The sequence below is a fragment of the Lentzea xinjiangensis genome (assembly GCF_900110955.1).
GTDB lineage: Bacteria > Actinomycetota > Actinomycetes > Mycobacteriales > Pseudonocardiaceae > Lentzea > Lentzea xinjiangensis.
The window spans coordinates 485891-511659 of record NZ_FOFR01000001.1 but is presented as its reverse complement, the minus strand read 5'-3'; the positions used below and the strand labels follow the sequence as shown (position 1 = coordinate 511659).

The window sequence follows — 25769 nt, the reverse complement described above, 5'->3', positions numbered from 1 at the left end:
CGGCCTGCGCGTTCGGCCACCGGCCCCGGTCCGGTGTGTCTACGATGTCCGGGCTGCGGTCCGGCACACCGTTGGAGGTCCTGTGCGCTCCCCTTCCCGCCGGGACAGACGTGGTGACTGAGCGCGTCGCGGTCCTCCTCGCCTCGCTCGCGCTGCTCGCGGGCTGCGGCGGTCCGGTCGCGGGCACGGCACGGCCGGTCCGGCTGAGCGACGGTGACAAGGCGAAGTTCAAGGCGTTCTACGAGCGCCTCAACAAGGCCGCGGACGAGGGCGTGTCCCAGCAGCAGAAGATGCTGAAGGACACGCAGCACCCGGACTTCCGGCAGAAGACGTGCGACCTGCGCGGAGCGACGATCAAGGTCGAGCCGACGTGGTCGACGCTTCGCACGGACGCCGACTGGGCACCCCCTGGTGAAAAGACCCATCCTCGTGGGGACGTGTACGTCGTGGCGGTCACGATCACCTTGCGCAAGGAGACCGCGGTGGTCGGCAGCCAGATCGGATCGCTGCACGTCGTGCTGTTGGACGACCAGGTGTACGGGTTCGCGCCCTGCCTCGGTGGCTGAGCGGGTTGTCGATCTTCCAAGCTCACTGGATCGGAGCAGCTCACGGTCAACCGGACGGGGGAAATCCCACCCGCTCGTGTCCTTTCAGCTCAAGCGCCGCCTCCGCGGGGACGACACCTGCCAAGTAAGGAGGTGACCGCGATGACCGCGCTGCGACCAGAGATCGCACAGACCCGCCAGTCCGACGCCGGCGTCGACCGGCAGGGTCCTGGGCTGGCCGGCCTGCACGAGTCCATCGCGGCGCTGCTCGCCTCCCGCGGCCAGTGGTGCCAGGCCTACCAGCACCTCCGCTTCGCCCTCGACCTGGTCCAGGCCGGTCAGGAGGAGGAGCCGCACGTTCCCGAGCAACTGCGCCGCGAGGTCGACCGGCTGCGCCGGGAGCACGCCGAGGCGCGCGAGCAGAGCCTGCGCGACAGCCTCACCGACTCCTACAACCGCCGCTACCTCGACCAGCGGCTGATGGACCTGCTGACCGAGCACGGCGCGTGCCGGCACGGACTCGCCATCGCGCTGATCGACCTCGACTGGTTCAAGCAGGTCAACGACAGCTTCGGGCACCTGCTCGGCGACCGGGTGCTGCAACGCGTGGTGGAGTTGCTCCAGCAGGACCTCCCCGAGCACGCCTTCTGCGCCCGCTACGGCGGCGAGGAGTTCGTGCTCGTGCTGCCCAGGGTCGACTCGGCGACAGCCGTGGAGATCGCCGAGGCGGCGCGGGAACGTGTCGAGCGTCACCCTTGGCAGGAGATCGCGCCGGGGCTGCGCGTGACGGTCAGCGCGGGCCTCGCGTACGAGCCGCCCGCGGACGAGGCGCCGGAGCGCCCGGCGGTCGGCGCCGAGCAGCAGCTACTGCGCGCCGACAGCCTCCTGTACACGGCCAAGCAGTCAGGGCGCAACGCGGTGGCGTACCGCGCGGACGGTCGCGTCCGCCTCGCCGGCGCGGCCTCCGGCCGGCGAGCCATCGCCGAACCCCGGGCCGCCGGTTACTACTGAGTGAGCTGGCTCACCCGTTCAGGGTAGGCGGACTGCACGAATTCGCGTACTCATCCCAGACGTATCACCGGGAGTGGTCGTCAGAAGTCGGCTACATCCGTAGTATCGCGGGCGCAACTGACACGCCGGTGATGCAACCGTTGTATCCCGGTCGTCGTCAACTCGTAATGACGAACCGCTTTGCTTCTGACCCAGAAGGGAGATTGGGTGCCCGACGACCCCCGACGTGGCGGCCCCTCTTCCCGTGGTGATCAGGACCCCCAGCACGACGACCAGCCGACCGGCCGCAGACGTCGCTCGATGGAAGGCTCTGGGGGCCTGAGCGTCTCGGACCTCATCGAGCAGCACAGCAGGACGAACATCCCCCGGCCCGTCCCGCCTGGCTCGCCCGACGCTTCCACTACAGGCAGGCGTGCCCTGCCCGATCCACCCGCCACGGGCAGGCGCGCCCTGCCCGACCCGCCCGCGCCGCCGCCGGTGCAGCCGCCGCAGCCACAGGCGCCGCGGCAGCAGCCACCCGCGGCGCACCGGCCCGGTGAGCAGACGGGCGCGCGCCCGCGGCCGCCGATGCCCGACCCCGCCCCGCAGAACTTCGCGGGCGAGCAGACCGGCAGGCGACGGCGTCCCGACGCCCCCGCCGAGCAGACCGGCAACCGGCCACGTCCGCAGAACGGCGCCTACCCGCCTCCCGGCGAGCAGCCGGGGCAGCGGCCGCGACCGGACGCGCCGGGGATGCAGCGCCGTCCGGCGCCCGGCGATCCGAACGGCGCCGTCCGGCGTCCCGAAGCCGACCCGAGGCGACGTCCCGCGCCCGGCGAGATGGGCCCCGGTGGCGTCCCTCGCCGCCCGGCGCCCGGCGACGTGCCCTCGTCCAACGGCATCCCGCGCCCGCCGATCCCCGGCGACGTGCCCTCGTCCAACGGCATCCCGCGCCCGCCGGCCCCCGGCGACCCGCGCCGGATGCCTCCCGGCGACGCGCCTTCCGCGAACGGCATCCCCCGGCGTCCCGCGCCGGAAGCAGGCGGCGCACCCCGCCGGCCCGCGCCCGACGTCAACGGCGCACCGCCGCGCAGGCTCGCGCCCGGCGACGCCCCCTCGGCCACCGGCCTCCCGCGTCCCCCCGCTCCGGCGGGACCGCCGGACGCGGGTGCGCCCCGCAGGCTGCTGCCGGGTGACGCGCCGTCGTCGAACACGATCGCCCGGCCACCCGCCCCCGGCGAGGGACCGGAGCCCGCGGGCCGACGTCCCATGCCCCCGAACGGGGACGTGAGCGGCAGGCACCCGATGCCGCCGCGGGCCGAGTCGAGCGGACCCCGGCCCATGCCCCCGCGGGCGGAGTCGAGCGGTCCCCGCCCGGTGCCCGGCGCCGGTGGACCCGCCATCGCCAACCGGCTCGGTGCGGCGCCCGACGCCCCGGCCGAGGAGCCCAAGGCCGACGCGCCGGGCCCCGAAGCCACTCAGATCGCCCCCGCGGCGGGCGTGGCCAAGGTCGCCCCCGCGGCGGGCGTGGCCAAGGTCGCCCCCGCGGCGGGCGTGGCCAAGGTCGAGAAGCGCGAAGACATGGACCCGTCGTGCCTCACCACCGAGATGGAGGCCATCGGCGACGACGTGAAGAAGCGCCGCGAGGTCGACCACACCCTCGCGCGGTTCTCCGCGGTGCACGACGAACTGCTCGAGCAGGAGCGCCAGCGCAAGGAGCGGCGCGCCAAGCTCATGCCGTGGGTCAAGGACGAGGACGAGGAGGCGAACGAGGAGGCGACGCAGTTCGCCGCCCCGGTCTCGCCGGACGGTGACGACGACGCCCCGCCCAGGACCACCGGTCGCACGCCCCAGCAGCGCAGGTTGATGCGCGGCGCCAAGGTCTCGGCGATCGCCGCCGCGGCCGCGGTGTTCGCCTCGACCGGCATCGCCTGGTCGGCGATGCAGTGGGCCGACTCCAAGTTCCAGCGGATCGACGCCCTCGGCGGCAACTCCCAGGCCGTGCAGCAGGCCGAGAAGCAGCTCGGTGACGAGAACTTCCTGCTGGTCGGCTCGGACACCAGGGCGGGCGCGAAAGCGGGCGACAACGTCGGCACCCAGGCGCAGGAGGGTGGCGCGCGGTCGGACGTGATCATGCTCGCGCACATCCCGGCCGACCGGAAGCGCATCGTCGTCGTGTCGTTGCCCCGTGACGTGCGCGTCGACCGGCCCGCGTGCCGGAGCTGGAACCCCGACACCGGGCAGTACGCCGGCCCGCTGGCGCCGGAGAAGGCCGTGATGGCCAACTCCATCTACAACGACGGCGGACCCGAGTGCGTCGCCAACATGATGACCCAGCTGTCCGGCCTGAAGATCAACCACTTCGTCAGCATCGACTTCAACGGCTTCCGCGAGATGTCGACGGCGATCGGCGGCGTGGAGATCTGCACGCCCAAGGCGATCATCGACGACGAGCTCGGTGTCGTCATCGACAAGCCGGGCAAGATCCTGCTCAAGGGTGACCAGGCGCTGCAGTTCGTGCGGGCCCGCAAGGTCGCGGGCGACAGCGGCACGGACTTCGACCGCATCAAGCGCCAGCAGCAGTTCCTGTCGGCGATGCTGCGCCAGTCGCTGTCGAACGAGGTGTTGCTGAGCCCGACCAAGCTCAACAACTTCATCAACGCGCTCACGAGCTCCACCGTCGGCGACAACATCGACGTCGCCTCGCTGCTGGAGCTCGCGAACTCGATGCAGAGCCTCGAGGCGGGCCGCGTCTCGTTCGTGACGATGCCGCACTGGACCGACGAGGGCCCGACGAAGTCGAACGACGACAACATCGAGCGCCTGCAGGACGAAGAGGTCAAGAAGCTCTTCCAGACGGTCATCGACGGCACGCCGTTGCCGCAGGAGAAGGTCGCCGAGACGAAGCCGGGCGAGCAGCCCAACGCTCCGGTGCAGCAACAGCCCGGCACGGTGATCGACCCCAAGGAAGTCACCATCCAGGTGCTGAACGGCGACCCGACGAACGGCGGCGCGGCCGACCGGACGGCGAACGCGTTGCAGCAGAAGGGGTTCCAGGTCGCGCGGCGCGGCAACTCACCGGAGAACGCGTCCAAGACCACGATCAGGTACGCGAAGGGCAACGAGAACAAGGCGGCGACGCTCAAGGCCGCCGTTCCCAGCGCGGAACTGGTCGAGGCGCCCGAGATGGGCGGCGCGATCCTGCTCACGCTCGGCGCGAACTTCGACGACAGGGTCGTGGCGCCGCAGGGCGGCACGAACCAGGGACAGGCCCAGAAGCAGGGACAAGGCACCAGCGATCTGTCCATTGTGAACGCCGCACAGGACCCCTGCGCGAAGTGATTCGCCTCGGGTTCACCTCGGGTTCATCCTGGCATGTCGCTGCCGCGATGGTCGGGACGTAGGCTGAGCGCCATGCGCGAGGCCTACCACGACCAGCTAGAAGAGCTTGCCGAACGACTGGCCGACATGACCGTCATGGTCGCGGAGGCGATGCAGAACGCGACCTCTGCTCTGCTGCAGGCCGACCTCGGCCTCGCGGAGCAGGTCATCAGCGGTGACCAGAAGGTCGACGACGTCCGCTCCAGCATCGAGGAGCAGGCGTACGCGCTGCTCGCGCTGCAGGCACCGGTCGCGACGGACCTGCGCACCGTGCTCGCGGTGATCCACGCCGCCGAGAGCGTGGAGCGCATGGGCGACCTCGCCCTGCACGTCGCGAAGGCCGCCCGCCGCCGCCACCCGGCATCGGCGCTGCCGGAGGACGTGCAGCCGTACTTCGCCGACATGGGCCGGATCGCGGTCAAGCTCGCCACCGAGGCGGCCGAGATCATCCGCGAGAAGGACGTCGCCCGCGCGCGCAGCCTCGAGAACGAGGACGACGCGATGGACGACATCCACCGCCACCTGTTCACGGTGATCATGGACAAGGAGTGGCAGCACGGCGTCGCGAGCGCCGTCGACGTGACGCTGCTCGGCCGCTTCTACGAGCGCTACGGCGACCACGCCGTGTCGGTCGCCAAGCGCACGGTCTTCGTCGTCACCGGCCGGATGCCCGGCTACGACGACGAGACCGTCTGATCCACGAACCGTTCAGCGAAACTGCCCATCGCGTTCTGCCGCGAGCTCCGGATCGGCGTAGGCCTCGGAGAACTCGGCGAGCACGGTGGGCAGTTCTTCGTCCCACGCCGCCCGCGCCTCGTCGCGCGGCAGGTCCCGCGCGTCCGCGGTGAAGTAGGCCCACGCCCGCACCAGGTCCGGGAACAGCGCCAGGTCCGCGTCGGACACGTGCACCTCGGCCGCCACTTTCAGGATGAGCACCGCGGTCAGCGACGCCGGCCCGTAGACGACGGGATCGCGGTTCTGCTCCACCGCCGCGGCCGCGACGATGCGCGCGAACGCCCGCGCCGCCTCGACGTCCTCGATCCCGTGGCCGGACGCGAGGAACGCCTCGACAGCCTCGTCCGCCCTCTCCGGACTGACGGTGGGGATCTCGTACCCGCTGGGCACCAGCGCGCTCACGCGGGCGTCGGCGAGCGCGATCAGCTGCACGGGGTGCCGCACGTCCTCGGAGCCGATGAGGCCCTCCTCGGCCTCCTCGTCGGGTCCGTCGGCCCAGAACTGCTCGATGTCCGGCCACACCCGGTCGTAGACGTCCGTGGCGCTCAGCGGGATGAGCACGTCGCGGAACGCGTCGGGCGTCGAGGCGATCATGTCCTCCAGCAGCGCCACGGTGCCCTCGGCCGGGGTCGAGAACAGCTCGATGGCGGTGGCCCCGAGCACCGGCTGGCGCATGAACAGGACGGTCTCCGCGGCACCGGCCCGTTCCTGGGTGATCGCGACGACCTCGACGTCGCCCAGCAGGTTCGTGACGAGGAAGGCCTCGCGGAACTCCAGCGAGGCGCCGGCCGCGTACCAGGACGGCTCGGCGACGCCGCGGGCGGCGACGTTCTCCGCGGCCGCGAAGGCCTCGAGCCGGTTCTCCGCGGAGCCCACACCGGACAGTGCGCGCAACGCCGTGAGCGCGGCGGGGTCGTCCATCGCGGCGAGCGCCTCGACCACCGGCGAGTTGCCGGAGCCCGCGAGCCAGAGCGTGGCGTGGAGCTCGCTCGCCCAGGCGTCCGCGAGCAGCCAGGACTCCGAACGCAACGCGGCCGCCGACTCGAGCAACGCCCCGTACGGGGACTGCCGCTCCGGCCGGCGGCCGGGTGCCTTGCCTTGCTTGCGCTTGCGGGGTTTGCTCTGCGGGCTCACCCGCAGGAATCTAGCCGAACCGGCCGGAGATGTAGTCCTCGGTCGCCTTCTGGCCGGGGTTGGAGAAGATCTTCTCCGTGTCGTCCACCTCGATCAGCTGTCCGGGCTGACCGACACCCAGCAGGTTGAAGAACGCGGTCTGGTCGGAGACGCGCGCGGCCTGCTGCATGTTGTGGGTCACGATGACGATCGTGTACTCCTTCTTCAGCTCCGTGATCAGGTCCTCGATCGCCAGCGTGGAGATCGGGTCCAGGGCGGAGCAGGGCTCGTCCATCAGCAGCACGTCGGGCTGCACCGCGATGGCACGCGCGATGCACAGGCGCTGCTGCTGACCACCGGAGAGGCCGCCGCCGGGCCGGTCGAGGCGGTCCTTGACCTCGTTCCAGAGGTTGGCGCCGCGCAACGAGCGCTCGGCGACCTCGTCGAGGTGCTTCTTGTTCTTCACACCCGCGAGGCGCAGGCCCGCGACCACGTTGTCCCTGATGGACATCGTCGGGAACGGGTTGGGGCGCTGGAACACCATGCCGATGGTGCGGCGCACCTCGACCGGGTCGACGTTGGACGCGTAGATGTCCTCGCCGTCCAGCAGCACCTTGCCCTCGACCCGCGCGCCGGGGATGACCTCGTGCATGCGGTTCAGCGACCGCAGCACGGTCGACTTGCCGCAGCCGGACGGCCCGATGAACGCGGTGACGTTGCGCGGCGGCACGGCCAAGTTCACGCTGTTCACCGCGTGGAACTTGCCGTAGTAGATGTTCAGGTCCTTGATGTCAAAGCGCTTGGCCATCTGTCTTCCGCCGCTTCACTTGGTCTTGATCGCGGAGAACCGCGAGATCACGGTCGCCACGAGGTTGAAGAACATGATGAGGAGGATCAGCGTGAGCGCGGCACCCCACACCCGCAACTGGCCCGCCTCTTCCGGGTTCAGCAGCTCGTTGTAGATCAGCAGCGGCAGCGAAGCCATGTTGCCGCCGAAGATGTCGAAGTTGATCGAGCGGCTGTAACCCACCAGCACCAGCACCGGCGCGGTCTCACCCATGACGCGGGCGGTCGCGAGCATGACGCCCGTGACGATGCCGGACAGCGCGGTCGGCAGCACGATCTTCACGATCGTCTTCCACTTGGGCACGCCCAGCGCGTACGAGGCTTCCCTCAGCTCGTCCGGCACCAAGCGCAACATCTCCTCGGTGGAACGGACGACGACCGGCAGCATCAGCAACACGAGCGCGAGCGAAACGGCGAACGCACTCGTCTCGAACCCGAACGTGGTGACCCACAGCGCGAACACGAACAGAGCCGCGACGATCGACGGCACACCGGACAGGATGTCGACCATGAACGTCGTGAGCCGGGCGAAGCGGCCGTTGTTGCCGTACTCGACGAGGTAGACGGCGGTGAGGATGCCGATCGGCACTGCGATCAGCGCGCACACGAGCGCCTGCATGATCGAGCCGTACAGCGCGTGGTAGACACCGCCGGCGAACTGCTCCGGCAGCACACCCTTGAGCGACTTGGACCACCAGTCACCGTTCACCAGCGCGCTGTAGCCGTTGGAGACCACGGTGAACAGCAGCCACACCAGCGGAACCACCGCGACGAGGAACGCGAGACCCATCAAGGTCATCGCGAGGTAGTTCTTGAACTGCCTCGCCGGGCTGATCTTCTGGAACGCAGGCGCCTGAGCCGGCCTGTTGGGATCGGTCAACGTGGCCGTCACGACGCCTTCGCCTTTCCTCGGCCCGCGACGTAGCGCGCGAGGGCGTTCACCGCGAAGGTGAACACGAACAGGACCAGACCGGCCGCGATGTACGCGCCGGTGGACAGCGGTTCGCTGAACTCCGGCGCCGCGGACGCGATCTTCGACGCGAACGTGTAACCGCCGTCGAAGAAGCTGAACGTCGACGAGCTCGTCGCGGACCGCAGGATGATCAGCACCGCGACCGTCTCACCGAGAGCCCGGCCGAGGCCGAGCATCGAACCGGCGATGTAGCCGCTGCGCCCGAACGGGAGCACCGTGGTGCGGATCATCTCCCACCGGGTCGCGCCGAGTGCGAGCGCGCCTTCGATCTGCATCACCGGCGTCTGCCGGAACACCTCGCGGCTGACCGCGGTGATGATCGGCAGGATCATGATCGAGAGCACGATGCCCGCGGTGAAGATGTTGCCACCGCCGGACAGCGAGACGTTGCCGTCGGAGAAGAGCGGAACCCACGCCAGGTTCTCGTTGAGGAACGTGGCGACCGGCTCCAGCGCCGGGCCGAGCACCTTGGCGCCCCACAGGCCGAAGACGATCGAAGGCACCGCGGCGAGCAGGTCGATGACGTAGGCGAACGGCCGGGCGAGCTTCGGCTGCAGGTAGTGCGTGAGGAACAGGGCGATCCCCATCGCGAGCGGCATCGCGATCGCGAGCGCCAGCAGTGATGACAGCACCGTGACCACGAGCAGGTCCCGGATGCCGAACCGGAGGTTCCCGACCTCGCCGGTCGCCCACTCCGGGCTCGTGAAGAAGTTGATGTTGTTCGCGTTCAGCGACGGAACGGCCTGGATCAGCAGGAACAGGCCGATCAACCCGATGGAAACCACGATCACCAGGCTTGAGCCGGTGGTCATGGAACGGAAAACGCCGTCGCCCCGGCGACGGCCGTTCGACTTGGCGGGCGGCGAGCTGCCGGTGACCTCTTCAGCCATGGTGCCAATCATCCGTAGTCGGCCGGGAGCGTCCGATCGTGTTGGACGCTCCCGGCGCGGTGGTCACTACCGTCAGGCGATCGCCTTGATGGCGGTCAGCAGCTTCTCCTGGAAGGCGGTCGGGAGCGGGCTGTACCCGGCGTCCTCCAGGCCCTTCTGACCATCGGTCACGGCGACCGTCAGGAACGCCTTGACCGCCTTGCCGGTCTCCGCGTCGGTGTACTTGGAGCAGACGATCTCGTAGGCGGCCAGCACCAGCGGGTAGGCGCCGGCGGTCTCGGTCGCGTAGAGCGACTTCAGGTCGAGCACCAGGTCGTTGCCCTCGCCCTTGAACTTGGCGCCCTCGATGGCCTTGCCCGCGCTCGCGGTGGTCAGCTCGACCGGCTCACCGCCGCCCGAGTTGACGATCTTGGCGATCTGCAGCTTGTTGGCCTTGGCGAACGACCACTCGTTGTAGGTGATGGCGCCCTTGGTGCCCTTCACCGCGGCCGAGGTGCCCTCGTTGCCCTTGGCGCCCTCACCGACACCGCCGGTGAACGCCTTGCCGGAGCCCTTGGTCCACGCGCCCTTGGACGCGGCCTCCAGGTACTTCTGGAAGTTGTCCGTGGTGCCCGACTCGTCCGAGCGGAAGACCACGACGATCTTGTCGGCGGGAAGCTGCTTGCCGCTGTTCAGCGCGGCGATGGCGGGGTCGTTCCACGTGGTGACCGCACCGCTGAAGATCTTCGAGAGGGTGGCGGCGTCGAAGACGAGACCGTCGGCGCCCGCCACGTTGTAGGTGATCGCGATCGGCCCGAAAACGGCCGGCAGGTTCCACGCGTCGCTGCCGTCGCAGCGGGTCTTGGCCGCGTCGTACTCGCCCTTGTCCTTGTTGAGCGGCGAGTCCGAGCCACCGAAGTCGGTCTGCTTGCCGTTGAACTCCTTGACACCGGCACCGGAGCCGTTGGAGTTGTAGTCGAGGCTCTGGCCCTCGCACGCGGTCTCGTAGGCGGTGACGAAGCGCGTCATCGCGTTCGCCTGCGCCGACGAGCCACTGGCCTTGAGCTTGGCCTTGCCACCGCACTCGACGTTGGAAGCCGAGCTCGCCTGGGTGTTGCCACCCGTACCGGTGTTGTTGTCGGAGCCACACGCACTGAGCAGAAGCGCGCCGGCCGCGACGAGGCCGAGCACGGCGCCGTGCCGCTGGATCTTCACCTGAGTCCTCCACCTGCGGAAGCATTAGCGGTTTCGCGACGGACGTCGCCGCTCGCTACGGAAGGTAGGTAGCCAGAGTGGACAGTCCGCCTAAAGGAGGTGAACGGCAGGTGAACACAGGACGGGAAGTGACCAGGCACACCGCCGGAAGGGTGACGGCGTGACCTGCGTGTTTGCGTTTCGTGATGGTTCGTTCACTACCGGGCGTATTGAACGTCAGCGTCCCAAAGGGTGAATCCCAACTTTGTGTACACACGCACTGCCGCAGTGTTGTCGGCCTCCACATAGAGCATGACCTCCTTGACGCCCCGCTGCTGCAGATGGCGCAGCCCCGCCAGCGTCAGCGCCTTGCCCAGGCCACCGCCCTGGCTGTCCGGGTCGACGCCCACCACGTACACCTCGCCGAGGTCCGCGGTGTGCACCTTCGTCCAGTGGAAGCCGGCCAGCCGGTCCTCGTCGGTGAACGCCAGCAGGAAGCCCTCGGGGTCGAACCAGGGCTCGTCCTCCTTGGCGCGGACGTCCTCGATCGACATCGAGCCCTGCTCGGGGTGCCAGTCGAACGCGCGGTGGTTCACGTAGACGACCGCGGCCTCGTCCTTGCCGGGGACGAACGGCCGGATGGTGACGCCCTCGGGCAGCTTCGGCTCCGGCAGGTCGTTCTCGACCCGCAGCCGCATCCGCAGCAGCTCGCGGACCTTGCGGAAGCCGAGCTTCGCCGCGAGCTTCTCGGCGTCGGGGTGGCCGCCGTGCGCCCAGATGCGCAGGCCCTCCTGGGGCAGCGCCTTCACGAGCGCCTCGCCGACGCCCTGGTGGCGGTGCCGCGGGTGCACGGCGAACTCGGCGACCTTGTTGCCGCCCGAGTCGCCGATCATGTCCACGTGCGCGTACCCGGCGAGCTCGCCGTCGAGGTGCGCGAGGAGGTGCTTGCTGCCGGTCGCGCCGGGGCGCATCCGCAGCCGCACGGCCTCGCCGACCGGCGCCACGCCGTCGGTGCTCTCGGCAGCGGCCAGCAGCCGCCCGACCTCGGCAGCCTGGTCGGTGGTCAGCTCGTCGAACCAGCTCAGTTGCGCCACGCAGGCGAACCTACCGCGCGATCAGGCGCTCATCCAGGACGGTGACCGAGTCGTCCACCTCGGTCACCTCGGGCGCCCGGCGCGTCGAGCCGGGACGGGGCGGCCGGACGAACTTGTAGCCCACGTTGCGCACGGTCCCGATCAACGCCTCGTGCTCGGGGCCGAGCTTGGCGCGCAGCCGTCGCACGTGGACGTCGACCGTGCGGGTGCCGCCGAAGAAGTCGTAGCCCCAGACCTCCTGCAGCAGCTGGGCGCGGGTGAACACCCGGCCTGCGTGCTGGGCGAGGTACTTGAGCAGCTCGAACTCCTTGTAGGTGAGGTCGAGCGGGCGGCCCTTGAGGCGCGCGGTGTAGGTGGCCTCGTCGATCACGAGGTCGCCGAGCTGCAGCGCGCCGTCGCCACCGGGCTGGCTCGCGCCGCGGCGCGAGCGGACCAGGCGCAGGCGGGCGTCGACCTCGGCCGGGCCGGAGGTCGGCAGCAGGATCTCGTCGACCGACCAGTCGGAGTTGACGGCGACCAGGCCGCCCTCGGTGACCACGGCCACCACGGGCACGTCCACGCCGGACGAGTCGAGCAGCCGGCACAGCGACCGGGCGCCGACGAGGTCCGTGCGGGCGTCGACCAGCACGATGTCGTGGGGGCCCGCCTCCAGCAGCGCGGAGACCTCGGGACGCAGCGGGCGCACGGCGTGCGGGAGCAGTGCCAGCGCGGGGAGAACAGCCTCCGGGTCCGGGTCTGTCGTCAGCAGAAGCACGTCGATGCTCATCGCGGCGCCCTCCAAGATCGGCCGTGGTCAGGTCACCTCGACCAGACCAGCGGCGTACGGTGACCGGGCCCCGTTGCCTGCGGATGACGGAGACAATACCGGTGCACCCCGAGAAAGTCCCAGGTCAAGAAGCCGTGCTCACAGTTGTTTCCACAAGCGTCACGCCTGTTACATCCATGTCACACGACGGGGTGCTGCTGCACGGCGTTCACCACAAGCGCGAAAGCGACCTCGCTTTCGTTGTGGGACACGGGTTCACGAACAACGTGCGCAAGCCGTACGTCGCGCGGGTGCTCGCCCGGCTGGCCAGGCACGCCGGTGTCGTCGCGTTCGACTTCCGCGGCCACGGGCGCTCCGGGGGACGCTCCACGGTCGGCGCCGACGAGGTGCACGACATCGAGGCGGCCGTCCGGACCGCGCGCGACCTGGGCTACCGCAAGGTCGCCACGGTCGGGTTCTCGATGGGCGCCTCGATCGTCATCCGGCACGCCGCGCTGGGGCGGACCAGGCCGGACGCCGTCGTCTCGGTGAGCGGCCCGGCCCGCTGGTGGTCGCGCGAGACCGCTCCGATGCGCCGGGTGCACTGGTTGCTGGAGCAGCCGCACGGCAAGATCGCGGCACGGGCGATCGGGGTTCGGCTCGGCGGCGGCTGGGTACAAGCGCCGGAGAGCCCGCTGGAGGTGGTCGCCCGCATCACGCCGACGCCACTGCTGATCGTGCACGGTGACCTGGACCACTATTTCGGTCCGGAGCACGCCCGGTCACTGCACCGCGCGTCCTCAGGGCATGCCGAGCTGTGGATCGAGCCCGGCATGCGGCACGCGGAGTCGGCCGCGACCCCAGACCTGGTAGACCGGATGGCGGCATGGATCGCCGGCAACGTCGAGGACGAGGAATGACTGCAGGGTTTTCCGGACAGGCCCCCGCCCGCCCCCGGCCGAAGAAGAAGTCGCGGCGCGGCAAGTTCCTCGTCATCACCGTGATCGTGCTCGGTGTGCTGCTCGTGGCCGCGGACTTCGCGCTGGCGGCGGCGGGCGAGTACCAGATCGCCCAGCGCATGCGGGAGAAGCTGCAGCTCGACGAGGACCCGTCGGTGCGCATCAACGGGTTCCCGTTCACCCTGCAGGCGATCCGCGGCGACTACCGGCACGTGGAGATCCGCGCGTACGGCGTGCCGATCAAGGACGAGCAGCAGGGCCTCGACCTGCGCGACCTCGACATCGAGGCCGACCTCCTGCACACCCGCGTCGAGCTGGCCGACCTGCTGGCGGGCAACGTCTCCAAGGCGACCATCGACACGGTCAGGGGCAGCGTCCGGATCAAGGCGCTCGACCTGAACCGGCTCGCGAACCAGGTCACGCCGTTCGACAAGCTCTCGATCGAGCCGGACAACCGCGTCGCCGCCCCGGTGCCCGCTGACCCGAAGGCGCCCAAGACCACGGCCGCGGTCAAGCTCTCCGGCCAGACCAACGTCGCCGGCCGGGTCGTCACGCTCACCGCGTACGGCCAGATCGCGCTGGTCAGCGGCGCCATTCAGATCAACATCGACGACATCGAGCTCGACGACGCCTCGCTCAAGCAGATCGTCCCGCAGCTCCGCCAGGCGCTCGCGATCAAGATCGACCCCGGCACGCTGCCCTTCGACGCGACGCCGACCGCCGTCGAGGTGGAGAGCGGGTCGTTCAAGCTCAGCGGCGAGATCGCGAACGTGCCGCTGGTCCAGCGATGACAGGCGTGTGGGCGCTGCTGGGAGCGCTGGCCGTGGCCGGCGCGATCGGCGTGCTGCTCAAGGTCCGCGAGGGCCGCATCTCCCGTCGCGACGACAGCTCCACCGCCGACCTGCCCGCTCCCGTGCGCGAGCTGCTCGCGCCGGGGGTGACGCTGGTCCAGCTCTCCACCACGTTCTGCGCGCCCTGCCGGCACGCGAAGGTGGTCCTGCGCGACCTGGCCGACCGCACCGAGGGCCTCACGCACGCCGAGCTCGACATCACGAACCTCCCGGACGTGGCCGCGCGGCTCGGCGTCATGCGCACCCCCACGACGCTGGCCCTGACCGCCGACGGCACCGAGGTGCTGCGGGTCGGCGGGGTGCCGAAGCGGGACGCGTTGCTGGCCGCCCTGCGCCCCCACCTCGTGCCCCCATCCGGGGGATAGCCCGGTCGAGTGAACCTGGGTTGTTCCATCAGTTGGACATATCTCCCGGACCGAGGGATCGGGGGCTACCCTCGCTGCCATGACCATGCTGCTCACGAAGCGACGCGCGGTTGACCTGTGCCGCGTGCGCAGCAGCCTGTGTCGCATGACGAGCTGACTGGGCCGCTTGACGCCCAACAGCCACCTCTGCCGGACTGAATCCTCTCGTCCGTATGCCCGGAGGTCGTCGTGCCCAAGGACTCCCCTGTAGACCCGCGCGGACCGCGCTTCTCCGCCTGGATGACCACCGTCGTCCTCGCGATCGTGCTGCTGACCGGCTGGTGGCGTCTCCTCGCCGCCCAGACGGTCCTCTTCGCGATGTGCGCGTTCATCTCGCTCAAGCTCAACCCGTGGGGTCACGTCTACCGCTTCGCGATCCAGCCGCGCCTGACCCCGACCACCGAACGCGAGGAAGCCGCCCCGCTGCGGTTCGCCCAGGGCGTCGGGTTCGTGTTCGCGCTGATCGGCACCCTCGGTTACGCCACGGGCCTCACGACGCTCGGCATGGTCGCCACCGGCCTCGCACTGGTCGCAGCGCTGCTCAACGCGGCACTGGGCCTGTGCCTCGGGTGCGAGGCGTACCTGCTGCTGCGCCGGTACGCACCCGCCCTCGCTCGCCCGCAATAAAAGACTCGCCCGCAAGAAAGCCACGCACTGATACAGGAGCAACCTTCCATGAGCCGTGAGAACGTGCTGGTCTCGGCCGCCTGGTCCGAGGAGAACCTCCAGACGCCCGGCGTCGTCTTCGCGGAGGTCGACGAGGACACCACCGCGTACGACGGCGGGCACATCCCCGGCGCCGTGAAGATCGACTGGAAGAACGACCTCCAGGACCCGGTCCGCCGCGACTTCGTCGACCGCGAGGGCTTCGAGAAGCTGCTCTCGGCCAAGGGCATCTCCAACGACGACACCGTCGTCCTCTACGGCGGCAACAACAACTGGTTCGCGGCCTACGCCTACTGGTACTTCAAGCTCTACGGCCACGAGAACGTGAAGCTGCTCGACGGCGGCCGCAAGAAGTGGGAGCTCGACGGCCGCCCCCTGGACAAGGAGGAGGTCACCCGCGAGGCGACCACCTACCAGGCGAAGGAGCAGGACCTCTCGATCCGCGCCTTCCGCGACGAGGTCGTCGACGCCATCGGCAACAAGAACCTCGTCGACGTCCGCTCCCCCGACGAGTTCTCCGGCAAGCTCCTCGCCCCGGCCCACCTCCCGCAGGAGCAGGCCCAGCGCGGCGGCCACATCCCGTCCGCGGTCAACGTCCCGTGGAGCAAGGCGGCCAACGAGGACGGCACCTTCAAGTCCGACGAGGAGCTCCGCGCGCTCTACGCCGAAGCGGGCTTCGACGGCTCCCGCAAGACCATCGCCTACTGCCGCATCGGCGAGCGCTCCTCGCACACCTGGTTCGCCCTGCGCGAGCTGCTCGGCTACGAAGACGTCAAGAACTACGACGGTTCTTGGACGGAGTACGGCTCGCTGATCGGCGTGCCGATCGAACTCGGTTCCGGCAAGGAGGCCTGATCCCATGAGCGACGGCTGCGGCGCCCCCGTCCAGGGCGGCACGATCGACGTCTCGACGTCGGAAACGGTCCTCGAGGGCAAGGTCCTCTCCGCAGGCACCCCGGTAGGCGGCGCCTTCGTCCGCCTGCTGGACTCGACCGGCGAGTTCACCGCCGAGGTCGTCTCCTCCCCGGAGGGCGACTTCCGCTTCTTCGCGGCACCGGGCAGCTGGACCGTCCGGGCCCTGCACAGGACCGGCAACGGCCAGGCCGACGTGTCGGCCGACGGCCCCGGCGTGCACGCGGTGGAAATCGCGGTCGCCTGACCCCGGAGCACGCAACAGGCCCCGGCGGTGACACACCGCCGGGGCCTTCGCACGCGAAGGCGAAGCCGAGCCCCCGCCCCGCGACGCCGCAGGCGAGCCACGCGAAGCCGAAGGCGAGCGTCTTCCCCACACGAGGCGGGTGGCGTGGTCCCGTCACGAGTCGTGCCGAAGCCTTTGCCGCGCCTGGGGATGGGTGTCAAACGGACACGCTTTTCGTCCGTTTGACACCCATCCCCAGGTGTGGCTGCCTCTGGTGCGACTCGTGCCGGGACCACGCCACACCCCAAGCACCCACGCAACAGCAAGCCGCCCAAAGCAACAGGCGTGCCATCAGCCCAAGAGCGGCGCTGGCCCGGTCCTGGATCAGATTGGCGGGGTCCGGGGCGGAGCCCCGCGCCTGAAACAGGCACCCGACCCGCCAAACGCAAGCCGGCCGACCCCGCGCCCTGAAACCGCACCCCCCCGGTGTCCTGCACCACCAGAACACTGCACGTCAACCCCGGAGAGATATCCTCATCCCCGTGGAACACATCTTCACCGGACTCCTCGTGCTAGTGACGATCGCCGTCATGTGGTTCGCCGGCTACGTCGTCTACCGCCTCTACTCCGACCAGCGATGACCATCCCGGGCAGCGGCGACGAGGCGATCCGCCTGGCCGAAGAACGAGCAGCGGCGACCAGGGAGCGCAACCTCCCGCAGTTCACCGACATGCCCATCCCGGGCGACACGGCGAACCTGCGCGAGGGCGCGAACCTCAACGACGCCCTCCTGGCGGTCCTGCCCCTGGTGGGTGTGTGGAGGGGCGAGGGGGAGGTCGTCTACCCGACGATCGACGGCCCGTTCCGCTTCGGCCAGCAGATCACCTTCGCCCACGACGGCCGTCCGTTCCTCGTCTACGAGGCGCGGTCCTGGCTGCTGAACGAGGCCGGCGAGGTGATCCGCCCGGCGGCCAGGGAGCAGGGTTTCTGGCGTCCTCAGGCGGACGACACGATCGAGCTGTTGCTCACCCACAACACGGGCATCGTCGAGCTGTACTACGGCAAGGTGCGCACCCAGACGTCCTGGGAGTTCGAGACGGACGCGGTCATCCGCACCGCCACCGCCAAGGACGTCAAGGCCTCGCAGCGCCTGTACGGCATCGTCAACAACGGCGACCTCGCGTACGTCGAGGAGCGCGCGATGATGGGCCAGGAGATGCAGCCGCACACGTCCGCGCACCTCAAGCGCGTCGTGGGCTGACCGAAGCCACGGGATCGTTCACCGCGCCACCGGGCCGGTGAACGATCTGGCGTGTCGGATTGTTCAACAATCCCACGATTCCCCGTAACATGGGCGCATGCTGCTGCGGCGCTGCGGAACCGACGCCCTCCTCGTCGAGGTCGACTCACTGACGGAGGTCGCCGCCGTGCGCGCGGCCCTCCAGGGCCTGCCAGGGATCGAGGAACTGGTCCCCGCCGCGCGGACGGTCCTGGTCAAGGGCGCGCTCACCGAGGTCAGGAAGGTCCTCGAGGACGTCGACCTGACCGAGGTGCCCGCCGCGCACCCGCGCGAGGTCACCATCCCCGTCACCTACGACGGCCCGGACCTCGACTTGGTCGCGCGAACCGCCGGAATCACCCCGGACGAGGTCGTGAAGCTGCACACGCAGGCCTCCTACGAGGTCGCTTTCTGCGGCTTCGCCCCCGGCTTCGGCTACCTGACCGGGTTGCCGGAGGTCCTGCGGCAGCCCCGGCTCGACTCCCCGCGCACCAAGGTGCCCCGTGGCTCGGTCGGGATCGCCGGCGAGTTCACCGCCGCGTACCCCAGGGCGACACCGGGCGGCTGGCGGCTGATCGGCCGCACCGAGATCACCCTGTTCGACCCAGGGGCCGAGACCCCGGCGCTGCTGCAGCCCGGCGACCTGGTCAGGTTCGTGGTCGCGTGAGCCGCACCGTCACGATCGTCAGGACGGGCCCGCAGGCGCTCGTCCAGGACCTCGGCCGGCCCGGCCACGCGCACCTGGGCGTCCCGCCCTCCGGCGCCGTCGACCCGCACTCGCTCAAGCTGGCCAACCGGCTCGTCGGCAACCGGGAGGGAGCGGCCTGCCTGGAGCTGCTGCTGGGCGGGCTCGCGGTCCGCGCCGGCGCGAGCTGCACGGCCGCCGTCACCGGGCCGTCGGTCGAGGTGCGCGTCAACGGCGCGCTCGCCGACTCGCACCACCCGCTCCACCTCGGAGCGGGGGACGTCCTGGAGATCGGCACCCCGCGGACCGGCCTGCGCTCCTACCTCGCGCTCTCCGGCGGCGTCGACGTGCCGGAGGAGCTCGGCAGCCGCTCCACCGACCTGTTGTCCGGGATCGGGCCGGACCCGCTGCGGGACGACGACGTCCTCCCGCTCGGCAGCCCGGGCCCTGCGTGCGGCGCGGACGTGGTGCCGCCGCACCACGCCCCGCACCGGCTCCAGCTCCCGCTCCGGCTCGGCCCGCGCGACGACTGGTTCGCCGACGCGGAAACCCAGCTCCGGCGGGGGAGCTGGACGGTGTCGGACCGCAGCAACCGGGTGGGCGCCCGGCTGCACGGCACCGCGCTGACCCGGCGCGACGGGGAGATCCCCAGCGAGGGCATGGTCACCGGCGCGGTCCAGGTGCCACCGGACGGTCAGCCCGTGGTCTTCCTCAACGACCACCCGACCACCGGCGGCTATCCCGTCATCGGCGTCGTCGACCACGACCACCTGAGGTTCCTCGGCCAGGCCCGGCCGGGAACGGTCGTCACCTTCCGGCCGGTCGGCTGAGACCCCACCGCGCGATCAGGGGCCGCCGGTGCTCCTCCGCCTTCCCTCCACAGGGGACACTGGGGGCATGGCCTTGCACGATCTCGGCGTGGAGGTGCGCCGGCTGAGGGAGAACACCAAGCCGGCCGCGATCGGGCTGCCGTCCGGCGCGCGGCGGGCCCGCGGGGTGCGGCGGGAGGAGCTCGCCGAGCTGGCCGGGGTGTCCGCGGACTACGTGCGGCGGCTGGAACAGGGCCGCCGCCACCCGTCGGCCGCCGTGGTGAACGCCATCGCCCGCGCGTTGCGGGTGAGCGCGGCGGAGCACGAGAGGCTCTGCGCGCTGGCCGGGTACGCCGCGGTGCACGGCCGGGTGCCGAGCGAGGCAGGGCCGGCGTCGACGAGGTTGCTGGAGCGGTTCGCCGACACCCCCGTGTTCCTGTGCGACGCGGCGTGGAACGTGGTCGCCGTCAACAGCGCGTGGATGGCGCTGGGAGCGGGATCACCGACGGGGCAGGCCCGGGACTGGAACGTCGCCTGGCGCACGTTCTGCAACGCGCACCGCGAGATCAGCCGCACCGACGACCGAGCGGCGCAGTTCCAGGCGATGCTCGCCGCCCGGTTGCACCGAACGGGCCTGCGTCATCCCGCTGACGAGCCGCTCGCCGAGCTCGTCGACGAGCTGCGGACCACGAGCCGGTCGTTCGACGAGCTGTGGCGGGCGCCGAGCAACGTTGCCACTTATGAGAATCGGGCCGTGTTCCGCCATCCGGGAGTCGGTGACATCGCGCTCGACGGCACGCTGCTCGACGTTCCCGACGACGGCCTGATGGCGGTGATCCTCACCGCGGCACCGGGCTCGGCGGACGAGGGACGACTCGGTGAGGTCGTCCGAGCCGTCACCGGACCCACCGTCATCAGGGTGGGCCAAGCAGGCCCAGGCTGACCGCACCGCGGCGGGTGATGCTGAGCCCGTGTTGATCGACGTGCGTCGAACCGGGCGCGGTGCTGCTCGTCGACACGTTCGAGCGCCGAAGGCGCAGATCCGCACCGGCCTGGTCGTGCGGCTTCTCGACGCCCGCGGTCGGACGCCTTCTCGCCGGGCAGGTGCCGCACGTCACTTTGCTTCGAATTGGAAGCAGGTCTAACCTCAGTTCCAGATGCTTCGAGTTCGAAGCAAAGACAAGGAGAGTCGTCATGAAGGCAGTGCGCTTCCACGAGTTCGGCAGCCCAGAGGTCCTGCGCTACGAGGACGTCGAGCAGCCGGTCCCCGCCGCCGGAGAGGTCCTGGTCCGCGTCGCGGCCACGACGTTCAACCCGGTCGAGGGCAACATCCGCCTGGGCGTCATGCAGGGCCCGATCCCGGTCGAGCTGCCGCACACCCCCGGCCTCGACGTCGCCGGCACGGTCGACGCGCTGGGCGAGGGCGTCGAGGGCCTCGCGGTCGGGGACGAGGTCATCGGCTTCCTGCCGATGACGAAGCCCGGCGCCGCGGCCGAGTACGTCATCGCACCGGCGGCCGTGCTGGCCCGGGCACCCAAGGGCATCCCGCTGGCCGACGCCGCCGCGTTGCCGGTGGTGGGCCTCACCGCCCTCCAGGCGCTCTTCGACCACGGCCGGCTGGAGGCAGGGCAGCGCGTGCTCGTCAACGGCGCGGGCGGACCGGTCGGCGGCTACGCCGTCCAGCTCGCCAAGCAGGCCGGTGCCCACGTGATCGCCACGGCCAGCCCGCGCAGCGCAGAAGCGGTCAGGTCCGCCGGTGCCGACGAGGTCGTCGACCACACCACCACCAGCGTGCTCTCGGCGGTGACCGAGCAGGTCGACCTCGTGCTCAACCTCGCGCCGGTCGACCCGGCGGTCCTGAACGGGCTGGTCGCGGTGGTCCGGCCCGGTGGAGTGGTCGTCAACACGACGATCTGGATGCCCGCACCGTCCGACGAGGACCGCGACGTGCGCGGCATCAACCTCTACGTCCGCAGCGACGCCGAGCAGCTCGCGAAGCTCGCGGCCCTGGTCGACTCCGGCGAGCTGCGGGTCGACGTGGCGCGGCGGGTGCCGCTGACCGAGGTGCCGGCGATCCACGCCCAGGCCGCGTCCGGCGAGGTCCGCGGCAAGGTCGTCTTCCTCGTCTCCGGCGTCTGACGCCTCACCGGGCAGGAGCACACCATGTCACTCGGACTGGATCCCGAGATCGCCACCGCGCTGGCCCCGATGGCGGGCGCGATGGCGGACGCCACCCCGCCGGCCGTGGGCGACGTCGAGGCGCGCAGGGCCGTGTGGGAGCCGATCATCGGCGCCGCCGGGACGGCCCAGCCGATCCCGGCGGACGTGGTCACCACCGACCACCACGCCATCGCGGACGACGGCGCGCGGATCGCGATGCGCTGGTACGCCAAGGAAGGCTCGGCACCGGGTTCGGCCGTGCTGTTCTTCCACGGCGGCGGGTACATCTTCGGCCACGTCGACCTGTTCGACGGGCCGGTCTCCCGGTACGTGTCCGCGAGCGGCGTGCCGATGCTGTCCGTCGAGTACCGCCGCGCGCCCGAGCACCCCTTCCCGACCCCGCTCGAGGACGCCTACGCGGCGCTGCGCTGGCTGCACGGGCACGCCGCCGAGCTGGGCGTCGACCCGGACCGGATCGGCGTGATGGGCGACAGCGCCGGTGGCGGCATGGCGGCCGCGCTGACGATCCTCGCCCGCGACCGCGGCGGGCCGGGGATCGCCCGGCAGGTTCTGATCATGCCGATGCTCGACGACCGCACCACCGAGGTGGACCCGCACATCGCGCCGTACGCGGTGTGGTCCTACGACGACAACCTGACCGCGTGGCCCGCGCTGCTCGGCGAAGCCGCCGGCGGGCCCGACGTCCCGGCCACCGCGGCCCCGGCCCGGCTCGAGGACGCGACCGGACTGCCACCGGCGTACCTGGAGGTCGGTCAGCTCGACGTCTTCCGCGACGAGGACCTGGCCTACGCGACGAAGCTCAGCCGCGCCGGGGTGCCCGTGGAGTTCCACCTGCACCCCGGTGCCCCGCACGAGTTCGACTCCATCGCCTTCGACTCCGACGTCGCCCGGCGGGCCATCGCCGACCGCGTCCGGGTCCTCAGGTCGATCTGAGGGCCGGAGAGCACCGGCGTCCGGCGGCACCCCGGTGCGGCTTCCCGTCGGTCGCCGCGCCGGGCCCGGCACCCCGGTGCCCGGTACCCCTGGTGCTCAGTACTCGGACTCGTACAGGTCCTGCAGCTCGGTCAGCAGGGCGGACGAGTCGGGTAGCTGCTTGCCGTCCAGCACGGTCACCCGCGTGATCTTGCGGACGCTGGACGCGAGGAACACGCCCTCGGCGTCGTAGAGCTCGTCGGCCTTGATCGGCTCCACGAGCACGGTCCAGCCGGCGCGCTCGGCGGCGCGGAACAGCGCGTACTGCGTGGTGCCGGGCAGGATGCCGAGCTCGGACGGCGGCGTGACGAGCGTCTTGCCGCGCACCACGACCACGGTCGAGGTCGGGCCCTCCAGCACCGAGCCGTCCGACGTCGTGAAGACGACCTCGGCGGCGCCGCGGCGCTCGGCCTCGCGCAGGGCCGCCATGTTGACGGCGTACGACAACGACTTCGCGCCCAGCAGCAGCCACGGCGCGCGGGCGGCGAGATCGGCGTCGACGCCGCGGTCGAGCGTCACGGCGGAGAGGCCCTCGGCGCGCTGCTGGAGCACCTTCGTGCCGATCTCCATGCCGAGCGCGAACCCGGTCGGCGTGCCGTCGCCGCCGTCGACGCCGCGGGTGTAGACGAGCTTGAGCGCGAACTCCGCGCCGCCCGACCAGTTGCCGAGGACGAGCTCGACCGCGCGCTCGAACTCCGCGCGCGGAGGAGGCGGCATGTCGAGCATGGCGGCGGACCGGTCGAGCCGGTCGAGGTGGGGCGTCAGTTCGCGGGGCTTCCCGCCGACCACGAGGATCGTTTCGAAGACGCCGTCACCGCGCATCAGCCCGAGGTCGTCGACGCGGATCTGCGGCGAGTCGGGGTCAGCGAGGGTTCCGTCGAGCAGTGCCAGCACGCGCATGAAAAGAGCCTACTAGGAGCAACTAACATGGCCGGTGTGGAGACCGCAAGAGGCCTGCGCAAAACGCTGCACGACCGCGGCATGCGGATGACGCCGCAGCGCCAGCTCGTGCTGGACGCGGTCAAGGCCCTGGAGCACGCCACTCCGGAGCAGATCTGCTCGCGCGTCCAGGAGACCGCGCCGACGGTCAACATCACCACCATCTACCGCACGCTCGACCTGCTGGACCGCCTCGGGCTGGTGCGGCACACGCACCTGGGCCACGGCGCGCCGAGCTACTCGGTCGACGAGCACCAGCACGTGCACCTCGTGTGCCACGTCTGCGGCAACGTCGAGGAGATCCCGTGTGAGCTTCTCGACCCGTTGGTCGGAACATTGCGGGAGCGCAACGGGTTCGAACTGGATGCAAGCCATCTCGCGCTGTCCGGCACGTGCCGCGACTGCTCGACGCAGGAGCAGGAGACCGAGTGAGCCTTCCCGGAGCCGTCCCGCCGCCCGACGATTCCCTCGACGCCGGTGTCGCCTGGCACTACGGCGACCCGTTCGCCGAGCAGCGGTCGGCCGTGCGTTCCGCGGTGGTCGTCGACCGCTCGAACCGGGGCGTCATCGCGATCCCCGGTGAGGACCGGCTCACGTGGCTGCACCAGCTCACGAGCCAGCACTTCGAGCAGCTCGGCGAGGGCGCCGCGACCGAGGCGCTGCTGCTGGACGCGCAGGGCCGGCTGGAGCACCACATGGTGGTCGCGAACGTCGGCGGCACCGTCTTCCTCGACGTCGAGGAGGCCGGCGACCTGCTGGCGTACCTGAAGAAGATGGTCTTCTGGTCCAAGGTCGAGCCCCGCGACGCCACGGCCGAGTTCGCGCTGCTGACGGTCCTGGGCCCGGACGCCGAGCCCGTGCTGGAGAAGCTGGGCGTCCCGGTGCCCGCGGACGTGACCGCGCTGGGCGAGGGCTTCGTGCGGCGGACGTCCTGGCCGGGCAAGGGCGCGTTCGACCTGCTGGTGCCGCGCGGTGAGCTGGCCGGCTGGTGGCAGCGGATCACGGACGCGGGCGCGCGCCCGGCGGGCAGCTTCGCGTTCGAGGCGCTGCGGGTGGAGGCCCTGCGGCCGCGCCAGGGCGTCGACACCGACGAGCGCACGATCCCGCACGAGGTCAACCTGATCGAGCCGGCGGTGCACCTGAACAAGGGCTGCTACCGCGGCCAGGAGACGGTCGCGAAGGTCCACAACGTGGGCCGTCCCCCGCGCCGGATGCTGTTGCTCCACCTGGATGGTTCCGCGGACGCCCAGCCGGAGACCGGCGACCCGGTGACGCTGGACGGGCGCGTGGTCGGCCGGGTGGGCAGCGTCGTGCTGCACCACGAGCTGGGGCCGGTCGCGCTGGCGCTGGTCAAGCGGTCCGTACCGGTCGAGTCGGAGCTGGTGGCCGGCGCCGCGGACCGCGAGGTCCAGGCGCGGATCGACCCCGACTCGGTGCCGCCGGACACGCCCGGTCTGGGCCGGGAAGCCGTGCGCAACCTGAGGGGCTGAGCCCCGGCGGGACGCTAGAGTCCGGGACATGTCTCTGGGCACGCTCATCACCGTCGCTCCCACCGGAGCGGAACACGCGAAAGCCGATGTCCCGCAGCTCCCGGTGACCCTGGAGGAGCTGGTCGCGACGGCGCGGAGCTGCGAGCAGGTGGGCGCGGCGATGATCCACGTCCACATCCGCGACGAGGCCGCGGAGCCGACCCTGGACCCCGGCCGGCTGAAGGCCACCGTCGAGGCCCTGCGCTCCGAGACGAACCTCGTCGTGCAGCTCTCCACCGGCGGGTCCGTGCACGACCCCGAACAAGACCGGCTGCGCGTGCTCGACGCGATGCCTGACTCGGCCTCCTGCACGATGGGCACGGTCAACTTCGGCGACGACGTGTTCATGAACCGCTGGGAGTTCATCGTCGCCCTGCACAGGGGCATGCAGGAACGCGGCATCGTCCCGGAGTACGAGATCTTCGACATCGGCCAGCTCGCGTCGTTGAAGCGCCTGCTCGACCAGCACGGCCTGCCCGCGGGCGGGCACGTGCACGTCGACCTCGTCATGGGAGTGCCCGGCGGCATGCCCGGCGACGCGGCCACGCTGGTCGCCGCGGTCGCCGCCCTGCCGGAGGGGGCGAGCTTCTCCGCCACCGGGATCGGCCGCACCACGTTGCCGGTGATGTTCACCGCACTGGGTGCGGGCGGGCACCTCCGCGTGGGTATGGAAGACACCACCAGCTACTCGCGCGGCGTGCCGGTGCGCGACAACGCACAGCTCGTGGCACGTGCCGCGGGGCTCTCGAAGATCGCCCAGCGGCCCGCTCTGACGCCGGACGAGGCGAGAAAACTGCTGGGCGTGCACATTTGAGACAAGTTTGGTGCATGGGATGTGTTGGCGGGTGAGGAGGATCTACCGCAGGATGGAC

General features: G+C 70.8%; 28 protein-coding genes. 20 read left to right on the top strand and 8 right to left on the bottom strand.

What is annotated here, in order from left to right; all coding sequences use genetic code 11:
* Positions 1 to 113 precede the first annotated feature (113 nt).
* The 4 genes from BMW88_RS02565 (at position 114) to phoU (ending at position 5612) form a co-directional block, all read left to right on the top strand.
* Positions 114 to 566, top strand: a complete 453-nt coding sequence (locus BMW88_RS02565; protein ID WP_245777521.1) for a hypothetical protein — start codon at positions 114 to 116, stop codon at positions 564 to 566.
* A gap of 141 nt (positions 567 to 707) precedes the next feature.
* Positions 708 to 1556 (top strand): GGDEF domain-containing protein, encoded by an 849-nt coding sequence (locus BMW88_RS02560; RefSeq protein ID WP_143115947.1) that lies wholly within the window; start codon positions 708 to 710, stop codon positions 1554 to 1556.
* A gap of 300 nt (positions 1557 to 1856) precedes the next feature.
* Positions 1857 to 4877, top strand: a complete 3021-nt coding sequence (locus BMW88_RS02555) for an LCP family protein (protein ID WP_143115946.1) — start codon at positions 1857 to 1859, stop codon at positions 4875 to 4877.
* A 72-nt stretch (positions 4878 to 4949) separates the two neighbouring features.
* Entirely contained in the window at positions 4950 to 5612 is a 663-nt protein-coding gene (gene phoU / locus BMW88_RS02550; RefSeq protein WP_089948731.1) for a phosphate signaling complex protein PhoU, read from the top strand.
* Between the two features lie 12 nt (positions 5613 to 5624).
* On the opposite strand, the gene BMW88_RS02545 is transcribed toward phoU, so the two are convergent.
* From BMW88_RS02545 to BMW88_RS02515, 7 genes are all read right to left on the bottom strand, one after another.
* Positions 5625 to 6785, bottom strand: coding sequence for a hypothetical protein (locus BMW88_RS02545; RefSeq protein WP_089948729.1), 1161 nt, complete (start codon positions 6783 to 6785; stop codon positions 5625 to 5627).
* A 10-nt stretch (positions 6786 to 6795) separates the two neighbouring features.
* Positions 6796 to 7572 carry a phosphate ABC transporter ATP-binding protein PstB gene (gene pstB, locus BMW88_RS02540; RefSeq protein WP_089948728.1) on the bottom strand — a complete coding sequence of 259 codons (777 nt, stop codon included), beginning with the start codon at positions 7570 to 7572 and terminating at the stop codon, positions 6796 to 6798.
* 15 nt (positions 7573 to 7587) lie between these two features.
* A complete protein-coding gene (gene pstA, locus BMW88_RS02535) occupies positions 7588 to 8502 on the bottom strand; it encodes a phosphate ABC transporter permease PstA (RefSeq protein WP_089948726.1) in 915 nt (304 codons plus the stop codon).
* Positions 8499 to 9473: a phosphate ABC transporter permease subunit PstC gene (gene pstC, locus BMW88_RS02530; protein WP_089948724.1), complete on the bottom strand. Its 975-nt coding sequence runs from the start codon at positions 9471 to 9473 to the stop codon at positions 8499 to 8501. Before pstC ends, pstA begins: the two co-directional genes overlap by 4 nt.
* Positions 9474 to 9545: 72 nt before the next feature.
* On the bottom strand, positions 9546 to 10667 hold the full coding sequence (gene pstS, locus BMW88_RS02525; protein ID WP_089948723.1) for a phosphate ABC transporter substrate-binding protein PstS: 1122 nt from the start codon (positions 10665 to 10667) through the stop codon (positions 9546 to 9548).
* Positions 10668 to 10864: 197 nt separating this feature from the next.
* Positions 10865 to 11740, bottom strand: coding sequence for a mycothiol synthase (mshD, locus tag BMW88_RS02520; protein WP_089948722.1), 876 nt, complete (start codon positions 11738 to 11740; stop codon positions 10865 to 10867).
* 10 nt (positions 11741 to 11750) lie between these two features.
* Positions 11751 to 12506 carry a response regulator transcription factor gene (locus BMW88_RS02515; RefSeq protein ID WP_089948720.1) on the bottom strand — a complete coding sequence of 252 codons (756 nt, stop codon included), beginning with the start codon at positions 12504 to 12506 and terminating at the stop codon, positions 11751 to 11753.
* Between the two features lie 176 nt (positions 12507 to 12682).
* Here BMW88_RS02515 and BMW88_RS02510 point away from each other — a divergent pair, with 176 nt between their 5' ends.
* The 13 genes from BMW88_RS02510 (at position 12683) to BMW88_RS02455 (ending at position 22390) form a co-directional block, all read left to right on the top strand.
* Entirely contained in the window at positions 12683 to 13405 is a 723-nt protein-coding gene (locus BMW88_RS02510; RefSeq protein ID WP_245777520.1) for an alpha/beta hydrolase, read from the top strand.
* Positions 13402 to 14235: an LmeA family phospholipid-binding protein gene (locus BMW88_RS02505; protein WP_089948718.1), complete on the top strand. Its 834-nt coding sequence runs from the start codon at positions 13402 to 13404 to the stop codon at positions 14233 to 14235. The genes BMW88_RS02510 and BMW88_RS02505 overlap by 4 nt, the downstream gene beginning before the upstream one ends.
* On the top strand, positions 14232 to 14660 hold the full coding sequence (locus BMW88_RS02500) for a thioredoxin family protein (protein WP_089948716.1): 429 nt from the start codon (positions 14232 to 14234) through the stop codon (positions 14658 to 14660). The genes BMW88_RS02505 and BMW88_RS02500 overlap by 4 nt, the downstream gene beginning before the upstream one ends.
* 79 nt (positions 14661 to 14739) lie before the next feature.
* Positions 14740 to 14817 (top strand): putative leader peptide, encoded by a 78-nt coding sequence (locus BMW88_RS44410; RefSeq protein ID WP_425434607.1) that lies wholly within the window; start codon positions 14740 to 14742, stop codon positions 14815 to 14817.
* A gap of 71 nt (positions 14818 to 14888) precedes the next feature.
* Positions 14889 to 15326 (top strand): DUF4395 domain-containing protein, encoded by a 438-nt coding sequence (locus BMW88_RS02495; protein WP_089948714.1) that lies wholly within the window; start codon positions 14889 to 14891, stop codon positions 15324 to 15326.
* A 48-nt stretch (positions 15327 to 15374) separates the two neighbouring features.
* Entirely contained in the window at positions 15375 to 16220 is an 846-nt protein-coding gene (locus BMW88_RS02490) for a sulfurtransferase (protein WP_089948713.1), read from the top strand.
* A gap of 4 nt (positions 16221 to 16224) precedes the next feature.
* On the top strand, positions 16225 to 16524 hold the full coding sequence (locus BMW88_RS02485) for a DUF1416 domain-containing protein (RefSeq protein WP_089948712.1): 300 nt from the start codon (positions 16225 to 16227) through the stop codon (positions 16522 to 16524).
* A 622-nt stretch (positions 16525 to 17146) separates the two neighbouring features.
* Entirely contained in the window at positions 17147 to 17764 is a 618-nt protein-coding gene (locus BMW88_RS02480; protein WP_089949434.1) for a heme-binding beta-barrel domain-containing protein, read from the top strand.
* A gap of 97 nt (positions 17765 to 17861) precedes the next feature.
* Positions 17862 to 18449, top strand: a complete 588-nt coding sequence (gene pxpB / locus BMW88_RS02475; protein WP_089948710.1) for a 5-oxoprolinase subunit PxpB — start codon at positions 17862 to 17864, stop codon at positions 18447 to 18449.
* On the top strand, positions 18446 to 19297 hold the full coding sequence (locus BMW88_RS02470) for a 5-oxoprolinase subunit C family protein (RefSeq protein WP_089948709.1): 852 nt from the start codon (positions 18446 to 18448) through the stop codon (positions 19295 to 19297). Before pxpB ends, BMW88_RS02470 begins: the two co-directional genes overlap by 4 nt.
* A 67-nt stretch (positions 19298 to 19364) precedes the next feature.
* Entirely contained in the window at positions 19365 to 20219 is an 855-nt protein-coding gene (locus BMW88_RS02465; RefSeq protein ID WP_089948707.1) for an MmyB family transcriptional regulator, read from the top strand.
* 251 nt (positions 20220 to 20470) lie between these two features.
* Entirely contained in the window at positions 20471 to 21415 is a 945-nt protein-coding gene (locus BMW88_RS02460) for an NADP-dependent oxidoreductase (protein WP_089948706.1), read from the top strand.
* Positions 21416 to 21439: 24 nt separating this feature from the next.
* Complete coding sequence (locus tag BMW88_RS02455; RefSeq protein WP_089948704.1) at positions 21440 to 22390, top strand: alpha/beta hydrolase; 951 nt, start codon at positions 21440 to 21442, stop codon at positions 22388 to 22390.
* A gap of 96 nt (positions 22391 to 22486) precedes the next feature.
* On the opposite strand, the gene BMW88_RS02450 is transcribed toward BMW88_RS02455, so the two are convergent.
* The gene (locus tag BMW88_RS02450; RefSeq protein WP_089948703.1) at positions 22487 to 23329 is read right to left on the bottom strand and encodes an aminodeoxychorismate lyase; all 843 of its coding nucleotides are present in this window, start codon (positions 23327 to 23329) and stop codon (positions 22487 to 22489) included.
* 27 nt (positions 23330 to 23356) lie between these two features.
* On the opposite strand from BMW88_RS02450, the gene BMW88_RS02445 reads away from it, so the two are divergent.
* Genes BMW88_RS02445 through BMW88_RS02435 form a run of 3 tightly spaced genes read left to right on the top strand, consistent with a single transcriptional unit; the run spans position 23357 to position 25711 of the window.
* Entirely contained in the window at positions 23357 to 23800 is a 444-nt protein-coding gene (locus tag BMW88_RS02445) for a Fur family transcriptional regulator (RefSeq protein ID WP_177220898.1), read from the top strand.
* Positions 23797 to 24858, top strand: a complete 1062-nt coding sequence (ygfZ, locus tag BMW88_RS02440; RefSeq protein ID WP_089948701.1) for a CAF17-like 4Fe-4S cluster assembly/insertion protein YgfZ — start codon at positions 23797 to 23799, stop codon at positions 24856 to 24858. The genes BMW88_RS02445 and ygfZ overlap by 4 nt, the downstream gene beginning before the upstream one ends.
* 28 nt (positions 24859 to 24886) lie before the next feature.
* Positions 24887 to 25711, top strand: a complete 825-nt coding sequence (locus BMW88_RS02435) for a beta-keto acid cleavage family enzyme (RefSeq protein WP_089948699.1) — start codon at positions 24887 to 24889, stop codon at positions 25709 to 25711.
* Positions 25712 to 25769: the final 58 nt, after the last annotated feature.

What these genes read in the sequence shown, in the direction of transcription:
- BMW88_RS02560 (WP_143115947.1), top strand. Translation starts at nt 708, where the DNA reads ATGACCGCGCTGCGACCAGAGATCGCACAGACCCGCCAGTCCGACGCC.
- phoU (WP_089948731.1), top strand. Translation starts at nt 4,950, where the DNA reads ATGCGCGAGGCCTACCACGACCAGCTAGAAGAGCTTGCCGAACGACTG.
- BMW88_RS02510 (WP_245777520.1), top strand. Translation starts at nt 12,683, where the DNA reads ATGTCACACGACGGGGTGCTGCTGCACGGCGTTCACCACAAGCGCGAA.
- BMW88_RS02460 (WP_089948706.1), top strand. Translation starts at nt 20,471, where the DNA reads ATGAAGGCAGTGCGCTTCCACGAGTTCGGCAGCCCAGAGGTCCTGCGC.
- BMW88_RS02505 (WP_089948718.1), top strand. Translation starts at nt 13,402, where the DNA reads ATGACTGCAGGGTTTTCCGGACAGGCCCCCGCCCGCCCCCGGCCGAAG.
- BMW88_RS02485 (WP_089948712.1), top strand. Translation starts at nt 16,225, where the DNA reads ATGAGCGACGGCTGCGGCGCCCCCGTCCAGGGCGGCACGATCGACGTC.
- pxpB (WP_089948710.1), top strand. Translation starts at nt 17,862, where the DNA reads ATGCTGCTGCGGCGCTGCGGAACCGACGCCCTCCTCGTCGAGGTCGAC.
- BMW88_RS02450 (WP_089948703.1), bottom strand. Translation starts at nt 23,329, where the DNA reads ATGCGCGTGCTGGCACTGCTCGACGGAACCCTCGCTGACCCCGACTCG.
- pstB (WP_089948728.1), bottom strand. Translation starts at nt 7,572, where the DNA reads ATGGCCAAGCGCTTTGACATCAAGGACCTGAACATCTACTACGGCAAG.
- BMW88_RS02445 (WP_177220898.1), top strand. Translation starts at nt 23,357, where the DNA reads ATGGCCGGTGTGGAGACCGCAAGAGGCCTGCGCAAAACGCTGCACGAC.
- BMW88_RS02435 (WP_089948699.1), top strand. Translation starts at nt 24,887, where the DNA reads ATGTCTCTGGGCACGCTCATCACCGTCGCTCCCACCGGAGCGGAACAC.
- BMW88_RS02500 (WP_089948716.1), top strand. Translation starts at nt 14,232, where the DNA reads ATGACAGGCGTGTGGGCGCTGCTGGGAGCGCTGGCCGTGGCCGGCGCG.
- BMW88_RS44410 (WP_425434607.1), top strand. Translation starts at nt 14,740, where the DNA reads ATGACCATGCTGCTCACGAAGCGACGCGCGGTTGACCTGTGCCGCGTG.
- BMW88_RS02515 (WP_089948720.1), bottom strand. Translation starts at nt 12,506, where the DNA reads ATGAGCATCGACGTGCTTCTGCTGACGACAGACCCGGACCCGGAGGCT.
- BMW88_RS02555 (WP_143115946.1), top strand. Translation starts at nt 1,857, where the DNA reads ATGGAAGGCTCTGGGGGCCTGAGCGTCTCGGACCTCATCGAGCAGCAC.
- pstC (WP_089948724.1), bottom strand. Translation starts at nt 9,473, where the DNA reads ATGGCTGAAGAGGTCACCGGCAGCTCGCCGCCCGCCAAGTCGAACGGC.
- BMW88_RS02465 (WP_089948707.1), top strand. Translation starts at nt 19,365, where the DNA reads ATGGCCTTGCACGATCTCGGCGTGGAGGTGCGCCGGCTGAGGGAGAAC.
- BMW88_RS02455 (WP_089948704.1), top strand. Translation starts at nt 21,440, where the DNA reads ATGTCACTCGGACTGGATCCCGAGATCGCCACCGCGCTGGCCCCGATG.
- BMW88_RS02490 (WP_089948713.1), top strand. Translation starts at nt 15,375, where the DNA reads ATGAGCCGTGAGAACGTGCTGGTCTCGGCCGCCTGGTCCGAGGAGAAC.